Below are 11,697 nucleotides of genomic sequence, written 5' to 3' on the forward strand. Positions count from 1 at the left end.
CTGACCGCGGAGCCTGCGGTCCTCAACAACTCCCTCGACGTGACCAGATTGACCAAGGCAGCCCAGACCCGGCGCCCTAGCCACGGACCGCCCGGGGGACTCACTCCCGTACGCCGGGCTCCGCGTGGGCCTGGCCGCTTGTGACCGGCCCCGGTGCGATGTGCCGTCAGGAGTGATCAGATCCAGCCACGTGCGCCGGCCTCCACCCCGGCCTGGAAACGCGTCGTCGCGTCGAGCCGTGCCATGAGCGCGGCGATGCGGCGTGTCGCGGTCCGTGTGCTGAGTCCCAGCTGACGGGCGATCGCCTGGTCCTTGAGCCCGGCGCGGAGCATCGTCAGCAGGGCGACCTCCTCGTGCGTGGGACCCCCGTCGCCCGCCGCGCGGGGCGGCACGCCGATCGGCTCGGCCCGGGCCCAGTACGCCTCGTACAGCTCGATGAGGGCGTCCAGCAGGCCCGAGGGGTGCACGACGGCGAGACTGTCGTAGCCCCCGCCGACCAGCGGGACGAGGGCCACGCGGCGGTCGATGATGTGCAGCTTGAAGGGGAGGCTGGGCAGCATCCGGGCCTGTTCGCCGAGCGCGGCCATCTCCAGCACCGTCTCGAAACGGCCGGGCCGCTCCATGGACTCCGGGCAGTAGATCGAGCGGATGTCGACACCGCGGCGCGCCCAGGCGGCGGTCGACGCCTTCTCGGCCTCGTTGGTGTGGGGGAGTCCGTCGGCGCGGTCGTGGTAGGGCGGTTTGTCGAGGATCCAGATGTGCGTACCGGCCGAGCGGTTGAGCTCGTCGATCCGCGGCGCGACGACGTCGCGTCCCGACAGCACCTCCACCAGGCTGCCCGGATCGGTGCGCAGCCGTCCCGCCCGGTACTCCTCGGCGAGGTCGTCGACGACCGACCGCACCCCGGCGAACGCCGCCTCGGCCTCCAGCCGCCGCTGGTCGAGCAGGGCGGTGAGCGCCGTATCCGGCCCGACGGGCCGGTAGCCGCCGCTGCCGTCGCGGCGCAGCAGGCCCTGCCCGGCGAGCCGGGCCACGGCGCGGCGGACACGGCCCGGGGAGACCCCCGCGGTCCTGGCGTACTCCAGCGGGCCGAGGTCCGCCCGGGTGAGGAAGGCGCGGTACACCTCTTCGTCGAACTCGCTGATACCCAGGGCCTGCAGCACGTACGCGCTCCTCGTGGTGGCGTGGTCCGCCAGCTGTCCGAAGACGCCACAAGATTATCTGGACATCGACCCGTCGGGGGCCGTTCACTTCTGAATCGTTGCGAACACCCGTACCCGGGAGCGGCAGTTCGGCGTCCTTCCCCGCTCGCCCCGCCGCGCCCGGGCGCGCTGTGATGTCCCTGGCCTCTTCCCTTTGGAGGACCGAACGTGACCTCGAAGTCACGCATCAGACCGGCCGCCCTGGTGGCGGTCACCGCAGTCGCGCTGGCCCTGCCGGCCGCGGTTCCCGCCCAGGCGGCTCCCGCCGCGGGCCCGACGCCCGTCCCCGTGGCGGGCCACCTCGCCGCGGGCCGCTACATCGTCACCCTCGCCGACCGGCCGATCGCCGCCTACCGGGGCGGAGTCGACGGCATACCCGGCACAGCCCCCGCGCCGGGCGCCAAAATCGACCTGACCGACGCGGACGCCGTGCGCTACCGCGCGCACCTCACCGGCGAACAGCGCTCCATGGCCGCCTCGGTGGGCGCGCGCATCAAGCGCCAGTACGCGGTCGTCACCAACGGCTTCACCGCAGACCTGTCCGCCGCGCAGGTGGCCGCGCTCTCGGAGGCCCCCGGGGTGCTGTCGGTGACGCCCGACACCCTCAACAAGGTCTCCGACGACCGGAACTCCCAGGACTTCCTCGGCCTCTCCGGACGCCACGGACTGTGGGCCGCCCTCGGCGGCACCGAGAAGGCAGGCCGCGGTGTCGTGATCGGCGACATCGACACCGGCATCTGGCCGGAGAGCCACTCCTTCGCGGCCACCCCGCTGGGCACGGCGCGGCCCACCGCGAAGGAGCCGTACCGTCCCTACCGCCAGGGTGACAAGGTTGTCATGCGTAAGGCGGACGGCGGCACCTTCACCGGAAGCTGCCAGGCAGGCGAGGAGTTCACCGCCGGGGCCTGCAACAGCAAGCTCGTCAGCGCCCGTTGGTTCGGCGACGCCTGGCTGGCCCGTGTGCCGCCGGAGCGCCGCGCGGACTACGTCTCCGCGCGGGACGGCGAGGGCCACGGCACGCACACCGCGTCCACCGCCGCCGGGAACAGCGGCGTCGACGTCACCGTCGACGGGCGGCGGTTCGGCGGGATATCCGGCGTCGCGCCGGCCGCCGCGATCGCCGTCTACAAGGCGTTCTGGACCGGCAAGGCGGCGGGCGACAGCGGCGGCATGACCTCCGACATCGTCGCGGCCGTCGACCAGGCGGTCGCCGACGGCGTCGACGTCATCAACTACTCCGCCGGGTCGATCGTCGAGACCGCCCCGGACTCCCCGGTCCAGGCCGCCTTCCGCACCGCCGCGGCCGCGGGCGTCTTCGTCGCCACCGCGGCCGGCAACTCCGGCCCCGAGGTCTCCTCCGCCGACAACGTCGCCCCGTGGACGACCACGGTGGCCGCGAGCACCCTGGCGCCCTACGAGGCCACCGCGCGCCTCGGTAACGGCGACACCTACGTCGGCGGAAGCACCACCGTGGACGCCCCGCTCGGCCCGAAGCCCCTCGTACTGGCAGAGAAGGTGAAGAACTCCGGCGCCTCCACGACCGACGCCGCGCTGTGCCAGGACGGCACCCTCGACCCGGCGAAGGTCGTCGGCGCGATCGTCGTCTGCGACCGGGGCGTCAACCCCCGCGTCGACAAGTCCCACGAGGTCCAGCGCGCCGGCGGCGTCGGCATGATCCTGGTCAACGTCAGCGACCTCGACACCGACGGCGACCTGCACGCGGTGCCCACGGTGCACCTCAACACCCCCGGCGCCACCGACGTCCGGGCGTACGCCGCCACCTCCGGAGCGGAGGCGAGCCTGCTCCCGGGCGGTACGACCGGCCAGCCGTACCCGCAGATCGCGCCGTTCTCCTCGCGTGGGCCGTCGACGACGAACCACGGCGACCTCCTCAAGCCCGACATCGCCGCCCCGGGCGTCGGCATCCTCGCGGCCGTGGCACCGGCCTCCAACTTCGGCCACGACTACGACTTCATGACCGGCACCTCGATGGCGACCCCGCACATCGCCGGTCTCGCCGCGCTCTACCTGGCCGAGCACCCCAGGTGGTCGCCGATGGCCGTGAAGTCCGCGATGATGACGACCGCCGCCGACACGAAGACGGCGACCGGTGCCAGGAACACCGACCTGTTCGCCCAGGGAGCCGGTGAGGTGCGGCCGGCCGGCATGTTCGAACCGGGTCTGGTCTACGACTCGACCGAGAAGGACTGGCTGGCCTACCTGGAGGGCCTCGGCGTCGACACCGGCAGCGGTGTGAAGGCCGTCGACCCCAGCGACCTCAACTACCCGTCGATCGCCATCGGCCGGATGGTCGGCTCGCAGACCGTGACCCGTACCGTCACCGCCGTGACGCCCGGCACCTACCGGGCCTCGCTCTCGGTGCCCGGGGTGAAGACCACCGTCCACCCGTCCGTACTGCACTTCAGCAGGGCCGGCCAGAAGGCCACCTTCACCGTCTCCTTCGAGCTGACGACCGGGCGGTCCGGCGAGACCGTCACCGGTGACCTCACCTGGCGGCACGGCCGCACCGGTGTGCGCAGCCCGGTCGTCCTCACACCGTGGAGCCTGATCGCCCCGGACCGGGTGTCCGGCCCCGCCGGCAGCGGCAGCGTCTCCTTCGAGGTGACGCCGGGTACCACGTCGCTCGCCGTCACCCCGCGCGGCCCGGTCGCGGGCACCCCGGTCCACAACTCGGTGTCCCCGGACAAGCCCGAGCAGGACTTCACGTTCACGGTGCCGGAGGGAACGCAGGCCGGGCAGTTCTTCGTGACGCCCGACAACCCCGAGGCCCGGCTGAGCCTGCTGCTCGCGTACGATCCGGGCGACGGCCAGTCGCCGTACATCGTCGGGGACCTCGCCCTCGACCAGACGCGGCCCGTCGTGAGCCTGCCGAGCATGAAGGCCGGCAAGTACCTGGCCATCGTCGTGACGCTGGGCAGCCAGCCGGAGCTGACGGACTTCCCGTTCTCCTTCCAGGCCAACCTGATCGGCCCGGACAGCGCACCCACGCAGGGCACGTTCACGGTGACGCCGCAGCACCCCGCCACGAAGCCCGGCGTCCCGCTGACGCTGACCGCCTCGTGGAGCGGCGTCCCGTCAGACCGTCCGGCCACCGGTTACGTCGGCTACCCCAACGCGGCGGGCACCCTCGTCACCATCGGCTGACGCGGCACCGCGCCACGGTGCCGGCCCCCTCATGACGAGGGGGCCGGCACCGGTCCGTTCCGGGCGGCGCTTCGAGGGCGGCCGGGTCAGGGACGTACGGCCCCCGGCCCCGGGGCCCCGCCCGGCAGGTCCTCAGGCTTGCGGGCCGGCCGCCCGCCGGCCGGGGCGTCGTCGCCGGGTTCACCGCGGAGCGCCGCCACGGCGAACGCCACCGCCGAGACCAGCAGGAGCAGCGCCAGCGGCCCCCAGACCGCCGGGATCGACCACATCGGCCAGTCGTTGGCCGCCTGCACCCAGAGCGTCACGATGGCCGCGACGCCCATGGCCACGCCGTGCCACCGCACCGCGCGCGCCGCGCTCGCGTGACGGGAACCCGACGCGAACAGCGACCACAGCGCCCCCACGAGCCCCACCAGACCGAACGAGAGGCCGGCGAGCGCGCCGCCGAGGCGGTCCTCGGGCCACTCCAGGGGCCCGTCGCTGGTCTCCTGCCACGTTCCCGCGGCGTCCCGTATCTCGACGACCCGCCCCCGCCAGACCAGGCCCACGATTTTGTCGTCCGGCTCCAACTGCGACAGTACGGGACCGGTCTGGCGGAAAGTCACATGCCACGGCTTACCGGACGGCAACACCAGTTCCGCCTCGGCCGATTGGGCCCGTTCACCGCTGTGCGTGTCCACCGACCGCACCGTGAACCGCTGCTCCCATCGGCACTCCGACGCCTTGACGGGTACCGAGACGCACGGCGGCGCGGCGCGGAACGCCCGCTCCCGTTCCAGCGCCCCGCGTGTCTGGAAGACCATCGCCACCCCGACGGCCAGCGCCGCCACGGCGATCAGTAGCCATATCCCCGCCGGTGACCTCTTCTGCTCCCCCGGACCCACTGTGTCTCCTCACCGCGGGTGACCCCCGCTCGCTCATCCGATCACGCCGTGCCGAGGGCCGCCCAGGGCCGGTTCCGGCAGCGGACGACCCGTCCGGCCTGCCGGGTCGAGGCAGGCGACGAGGGGAGCGTATGGGGAACGGCACCGCGGCCGGCCCCCGTACGGGGGGACCGGCCGCGGTGTGTGCGGGCCCCGGATCAGGCGAGGCCGGTCGCCCGGATCACCGTCTGCGTCACCGTGTTGCCCCGCTTGTCCGAGGCACGCACCCGCAGCGACAGGAACTCGGCCCGCCGCGGCGCGTCCAGACGGACCCGGGCGCCGCCGTCGTCCGCGCCGCGCAGCGCGAGCCTGTGCCACGTGCGGCCGTCGTCGTACGAGACCTCCACCGCGTCGGTGCGGACCCGCCCGGTCGACGTGTCCGGCAACGGGGAGGCACTCACCGTGAGTTCGGCGTCGCGTCGCGCGGCGCCGGCCGCGTCGGTGCGGATCCCGTAGTCGAGCTGCAGCAGCGGCAGCACCCGCGGGTCGTCCGTGCCGGCCGTCGCGGAGGAGAAGCCCCACTCGGTGCGGGTCGCCGTGGAGTACGGGTACCCCTCCGTCCGCTCGGTGGACGTCACCAGGCGGTACCGGCCCGAGGCCGCCGGGACGTCCCCGCCCAGCCAGCCGCCCTCGGTGCGGGTGACCAGCTCGTCGCCCCGGTAGAGCTCGTTCACCTGGGTGGTGGTGCCCGGGCCGACCACTCCCGCGTGGTCGCGGCCGCCGTCGCCCCAGGCCGGGATGATCACGTCGAGGACGTCACCGCTGCGCTGGGGCAGCCACTGGCTCTCGTTCATCCGCGGGTGCTCGACGGGACCGAACCACTGGACGTCGGTGGTGCGTCCCGCCGGATAGCCGACCAGCCCGGAGAACTGGATCGAGCGGATGCCGTTGGCGGCCTCCTCCATCCAGGTCGCCTCGCCCGCCGGGGTGACCCAGTCGGTGCGCTCGGCGCCGGCCGTCGACAGCCGCGTGCCGCCGACCTTCACCCCGAGGTACGGCTGGATGTCGTAGCGGAACTCGTCCACCTCGGTGCCGGGTTCGTTGCGGAACCCGACGTCGACCCGGGCCAGCCGGTGCTCGGCCGGCGCGTAACGCTGGCTCCGTGGGATCGTGCCGTGCCAGGTGTGCACCAGGTCGTACAGGTAGTCGGTCTCGGCGTGGCCGACGACCCGCATCGGCACCGAGCCGTCACTGCTGTCCTGGATGCGGCCGATCAGGGTCTCGCCCTCGGTGCGGGAGATGCCCGCGATGACCAGGTCGGTGCGGCGCACCGGCTCGCGCAGCCGGCCGTCCAGGTCGTTCACCATGACCAGCAGGGCGACGCCCGCCTTTTTGGCGGCGCTGACCTGGTCGTCGCTCCCCGTGTAGCGGACCACGGCCACCTTGTCCTCGGCGTCGGCGGCCGCGTACTCGGCCGCGGTGCCCTTGCCGGCGAAGACCGCGGGCAGCGTCCTGGTTCCCTCGGCCGGGCGGCCGGAACCGGGCTGCAGCCACAGGTCGTCGAAGGCCTGGTCGCCGGAGGAGAGCGCCAGCAGCGGCTGCTGCATGCGCCAGCGCACCGTGTACGCCAGGTCGCCGCCGGAGGCCTTCGGCATGGGCAGCGCCCACACGCTGTCGAAGCCGTCGCCGACGGTCGCGGTGTCCGTGATCGCCGGAGCGCCGTCCTTGAAGGACTGGGTGAAGTCCATGCGGATGTCGCTGTCCGTGGACGTCTTCGGCGTGACGACCTCGGTCCTGCGCAACTTCGTGCCGTCCAGGGTCGTGTCGGTGTCGGTGTTCCCGACCACGACGCCGGTCCTGGCCAGCAGCGCCCGCCCGTAGGAGGACTCGCCGTGGACGCCGCGCACGGCGCCCCAGGTCCAGACGGTGTACGTGCCCGGAGGGACGACGGTGTCCAGCACGCCGTCGAGGTCGGTGTACAGGGCCTGCGCGTACTCGTCGCCCTTGCGCTGGTACATCACCAGGCCGACCAGCGGGTCACCGGCGCGGTCGGTGACGTGGACGCGCAGGTGGTGGTACTCGTCGCGGGTGCTGACCGCGAGCAGGGTGCGGGTGACGGCCTTGCCGTCGACGACGCCCTCGACGTGCCCGGTGAAGCGGGATCCCGCCGGGGCCCGGTCGAGCGTGGTGGTCACGGTGGTGGAGGCGGTGCCGTGTGCGGGGACGGTCACCTGATCGTCCGTCACGGTGAACAGGCCCTCGGGTGCCCCCGCCGCGTCCACCCGCGGCGTCACGGTGACGGCGGTGTCAGCGGAGTTGGCCCACTCCACGGTACGGGTCACGGTCCCGCCGGACGCGCCGCCCGGGGGGTGGATGCCGGCGTCGGCCTTGGCGGTGGCCACGAGCGTGCCGCTGGTGGCGGCGACCGCGTCCACGCGTCCGTTGCCGCCCGAGTCCGCGGGGATGTCCGGCGTCGCGACGGAGGTGGAGACCAGGGCGTCCTTGATCCGGGCGCCGTTCCAGTCCGGGTGCTCGGCCGCCACCAGGGCGGCGACGCCCGCGACGTGCGGGGTGGCCATCGAGGTGCCGCTGAGGGTGGCGTACGAGCCGCTGCCGAAGGGCGCCCACTGCGAGCGAGCCGCCAGGATGCCGACGCCGGGGGCGGTGATCTCCGGCTTCATCGCGTCGTCGCGGAAGCGGGGGCCGCGGCTGGAGAAGTCGGCGATGGCGTCGGAGGAGTCGACGGCGCCGACGGTCAGCGCGGCGTCCGCGGCGCCGGGCGCGGCCACGGTGCCCTCGTACGGGCCGGAGTTGCCTGCGGCGATGGTGAACAACGCGCCCGTCTCGGCACTGAGTTCGTTGACCGCCCGGCTCATCGGGTCGGTGCCGTCGGTGGGCTGGTCGCTGCCGAGGCTCATGCTGATCACGCGTGCCTTGGCGTCGCGGGCGGCCCACTCCATGCCGGCGATGATCCAGGAGTCGGATCCACTGCCCGCGTTGCTGAGGACCTTGCCCACGTGCAGCCGCACGCCGGGGGCGACGCCCTTCTCCTTGCCGCCGGACGCGGCGCCGTTGCCGGCGATGGTGGACGCCACATGGGTGCCGTGGCCGTGGTGGTCGTCGACGTCCTCGCCGGGTACGAAGCTGCGGGAGTCGGTGACGACACCGCCGAGGTCGGGGTGCCCGGGGTCGTAGCCGGTGTCGAGGACGGCGACGTCCACGTCCTGGCCGGTGTTGCCGCCCTTCCACACCTCGGGGGCGCCGATCTGCGCGACGCTGTCCGCGAGGTCGGCCTCGACCTTGCCGTCGAGCCACACCTTGCGTATGCCGCCGGTCAGGGCCAGGCCGCCCGCCCTGGCGTTCGCGGCCGCCTGCGGGGCGGCCCGGCCGGTCAGGTCGGCCCAGAACTCCGGCGCCTGGTCGTGGTCCTGGGTGGTGGCGGTGCTGTCGATGCTGGTCAGTGCCCGTGCGCCGGTGGCCCCTTCGGGAAGGGACGGCGCCGCGAGCTTCCGCCGGGCCTCGGAGGAGTACGTCAGGATGACGGGCAGGCCCTTGGACCGCGCGTCGTCGTAACCGTCGGCGATCAGCCGCGTGACGTTGAAGAGGTCGGTGTCGAGCAGTCCGGCCGCCACGTACCGCTCGGCGGCGGACGGGTAGACGTAGGTGTCGCCGTGCTGCGTGGTGATGCGGGCGTCCGCGCGGTGGCCGCGGGGGCCCTCCACGGTGACGGAGGCGCGGCCGTCGCCGCCCGGGGTGACGGTGACCCGGTCGCCGGTGATGAGGGTGACGGTTCGCGAGGTGGAGGCCGAGTGGGCACCGCCGGTCACGACCACGCCCTCCGACGAGGAGGCGGTGGCGTGGTCACTGGCAGACGCCGGTGGGATCGCCATCAGCATTGCCGCGACACCCGCGACGATCGGCAGGCCAGTTCGGCCCGGGAAGAGCGGTCTCACAGGGGATCCTTCACGTTAGATCCATCCAATGTCCGCCGCATGCTAGCGAGTTAAACGATTCAACAGATGGGGAAACGGGAGACGGACAACGGCGTCTTTACGCCCGCTGTCGGGATCACGACAGAAGGAGGACCCCGGCCGTCAGCGCCGCGTACGGCACGGGGACGAACGCCGCCGCCACGAGCCACGGCCGGGCGCTCCGGCCCCGGGAGAGCGGCAGCAGCACGTCGACGACGAGCACGACGGCCAGGACGAGGGCACCGGTCAGGAACAGCAGGAACACGACCGGGCCCGCGTGGTCGAGCGTGCCGTAGTCGCAGTCGCCGGAGAAGCCCGGCGCGTACGAGTCCGCCACGCTCCGGCAGTCCATCGGCAGGTACACCGTGAGCAGCCACCGTGCGCAGTACAGGGGGAGCGCCGCCGGCACCCCGATGGCGAGGTTCGCCCACACCTGGGGGCGCGGCCACAGCGGCCGCTTCCCGGGCGTCCCCGGCGTGCCGGTCACCACGTCGCCGACGTGCCGTGTCATCTCTTCCCCCTCGCCCCTGCAGCCCGCTGTCCCCTCGGCCCCACGGCCCGCTATCGCGGTGTGCCGAGGCGGTCGACCAGATCGCACCAGCCGGCGTCCAGCCGCTCGACTGGCATACCGCGGACCGTGAGCAGGTATTGGGCGAGCGCGGTGTCGAGGTAGGCCTGCAGGGTGTATCCGGTCAGTTCGAGGTCTCCGGGCGCGCCCGCCTGCCGGAGCAACAGCGTCAGATGTGTGAGTCGGAGCTGGAAGGACGGGTTGAAGCGGCGGCTCTCCTCGCGGCGTGCGGCCATGTAGAGGTCGCGGTGGGCGTGCTCGTGGCGTATCACGGCGGGGCCGAAGGCGCGCAGCCGCTCCAGGGGCGGGGCGTCCGGTCCGAGGGGTGGCGGGCCGGTGAGGAAGGCCGCCTGGAGCTGCTGCTCGATGTGGTCGAGCAGGGAGAGCATCAATCCCGTGCGGTCGCCGAAGCGCCGGAAGACCGTCCCCTTGCCGACCCCGGCCGCGACGGCGACGGCGTCCATGGTCACGTTCGCGGCTCCGCGTTCAGCGGCGAGTTCGGCCGCCACCTCCAGCAGGCGCTTGCGGTTCCGCGCCGCGTCGGCCCGCAGCGGTGGGGGTTCGTTCGCCGCCGTGAGTGTGAGGTGCGCGCAGCCGGCGGAGGCGACGCTCACGGGGAGGGCGGTGCTGGGCGGCTCGGTCATGGACACAGCGTAGCGGCGGGAATGAAAGTGGACCCCGGTCCGTTTTGCTGGTACAAAATAATCGGACCACGGTCCGCTTCAATGTCCTCACAGGGAGATCGCCCATGACCGTCCGCATCCTCGCCCTCGTCGGCAGCCTCCGCGCCGGTTCGCACAACCGTCAGCTCGCCGAGGCGGCCGTGAAGCACGCCCCTGAGGGCGTCGACATCACGCTCTACGAGGGGCTCGCGGAAATCCCCTTCTACAACGAGGACATCGACGTCGAGGGCGCGGTGCCCGAAGCCGCCGCCCGGCTGCGGGCCGCTGCCGCCGCGACCGACGCGTTCCTCTTCTTCTCGCCCGAGTACAACGGCACCATCCCGGCCGTCCTCAAGAACGCCATCGACTGGCTGTCCCGCCCCCGCGGCGCCGCGGCCCTGACCGGCAAGCCGGTCGCCGTGGTCGGCACCGCGTACGGTCAGTACGGCGGCGTGTGGGCGCAGGACGAGGCCCGCAAGGCGGCCGGCATCGCCGGCGCCTCGGTCCTCACGGACGTCAAGCTCTCCATCCCGAGCTCGGTGATCCGTTTCGCCGAGACCCACCCGGCCGACGACTCCGAGGTCGTCGCCGGCCTGACCAAGGTCATCCAGGAGCTCTCCCAGGCCGGCACCGAGGCCGCCTGAGTCCCCTCTCACGCCGGGACCCCGCGGGCCGTCGCCCGCGGGGTCCCGGCGTCTTCCGCATCACCGCCGTGACACGAACGCGACGGTGTGTGACAGGCTTGTGGGCATGATCGACCAGGACGGCGGACTCCGCCGCGGACGCGCACTCGCTGACGGGCTGAGCCCCGCGGACGCGGCGTGTGTCCACCGGGAGGCACTACGCGTCCTGCGGCCGGACCTCGACAGCGCGCACGTCGACGCGTACTGCGACCGTCGCACCTGGCCGGCCGAGGCGCTGTCCTCGTACGGCGGCGCGCTCACCCTGGCCCGGGAGGCGGTGGCAGCCGGCACGCGCTCCCGGCGCGCCGATCCCGGGATGGGGATCGACATCGACGTCCGTGACGACGCGCAGTTCGGGCTGCTGCTCGATCTGGTCCCATACACGATCCACGCCGAGGGCCGACGCGCGGGACGGACGGTCTTCACGGCCGACGACTCGGGGGCCGCCCTGTGGATCGCCGTGACGCGAGCACAGGAGGCGGAACTCCTGAAGCGGCTGGCGGCGCGCGGGATCGCGGCCACCGCGCTCAGCGCCCGGGGGCGCTGAGCGCGGTGCGGGCGGGCCGCCCGCACCGGTGGGGAA

The 11,697-nt window shown here is 73.2% G+C and carries 8 protein-coding genes; 3 read left to right on the forward strand and 5 right to left on the reverse strand.

What is annotated here, in order from left to right; translation table 11 throughout:
- Window positions 1-176 precede the first annotated feature (176 nt).
- Window positions 177-1,163 (reverse strand): LuxR C-terminal-related transcriptional regulator, encoded by a 987-nt coding sequence (locus tag ACRWNP_RS17500; protein WP_431962271.1) that lies wholly within the window; start codon window positions 1,161-1,163, stop codon window positions 177-179.
- A gap of 207 nt (window positions 1,164-1,370) precedes the next feature.
- Here ACRWNP_RS17500 and ACRWNP_RS17505 point away from each other — a divergent pair, with 207 nt between their 5' ends.
- Window positions 1,371-4,367 carry a S8 family serine peptidase gene (locus tag ACRWNP_RS17505; RefSeq protein ID WP_431962273.1) on the forward strand — a complete coding sequence of 999 codons (2,997 nt, stop codon included), beginning with the start codon at window positions 1,371-1,373 and terminating at the stop codon, window positions 4,365-4,367.
- An 86-nt stretch (window positions 4,368-4,453) separates the two neighbouring features.
- Here the strand turns inward: ACRWNP_RS17505 and ACRWNP_RS17510 are convergent, their stop codons facing one another.
- The 4 genes from ACRWNP_RS17510 to ACRWNP_RS17525 all read right to left on the reverse strand — a co-directional run bounded on the left by ACRWNP_RS17510 (window position 4,454) and on the right by ACRWNP_RS17525 (window position 10,413).
- Window positions 4,454-5,251, reverse strand: a complete 798-nt coding sequence (locus tag ACRWNP_RS17510) for a hypothetical protein (RefSeq protein WP_431962275.1) — start codon at window positions 5,249-5,251, stop codon at window positions 4,454-4,456.
- 197 nt (window positions 5,252-5,448) lie between these two features.
- Entirely contained in the window at window positions 5,449-9,183 is a 3,735-nt protein-coding gene (locus ACRWNP_RS17515) for a S8 family serine peptidase (RefSeq protein WP_431962277.1), read from the reverse strand.
- A 115-nt stretch (window positions 9,184-9,298) separates the two neighbouring features.
- Entirely contained in the window at window positions 9,299-9,712 is a 414-nt protein-coding gene (locus ACRWNP_RS17520; protein WP_431962279.1) for a hypothetical protein, read from the reverse strand.
- A gap of 50 nt (window positions 9,713-9,762) precedes the next feature.
- Window positions 9,763-10,413 (reverse strand): TetR/AcrR family transcriptional regulator, encoded by a 651-nt coding sequence (locus ACRWNP_RS17525; RefSeq protein ID WP_431962281.1) that lies wholly within the window; start codon window positions 10,411-10,413, stop codon window positions 9,763-9,765.
- A 104-nt stretch (window positions 10,414-10,517) separates the two neighbouring features.
- On the opposite strand from ACRWNP_RS17525, the gene ACRWNP_RS17530 reads away from it, so the two are divergent.
- The gene (locus tag ACRWNP_RS17530) at window positions 10,518-11,075 is read left to right on the forward strand and encodes an NAD(P)H-dependent oxidoreductase (protein WP_431962283.1); all 558 of its coding nucleotides are present in this window, start codon (window positions 10,518-10,520) and stop codon (window positions 11,073-11,075) included.
- Window positions 11,076-11,181: 106 nt separating this feature from the next.
- Window positions 11,182-11,661, forward strand: coding sequence for a hypothetical protein (locus ACRWNP_RS17535; protein WP_431962285.1), 480 nt, complete (start codon window positions 11,182-11,184; stop codon window positions 11,659-11,661).
- Window positions 11,662-11,697 lie beyond the last annotated feature (36 nt).

Source organism: Actinacidiphila sp. bgisy160 (assembly GCF_965342435.1).
Lineage (GTDB): Bacteria > Actinomycetota > Actinomycetes > Streptomycetales > Streptomycetaceae > Actinacidiphila.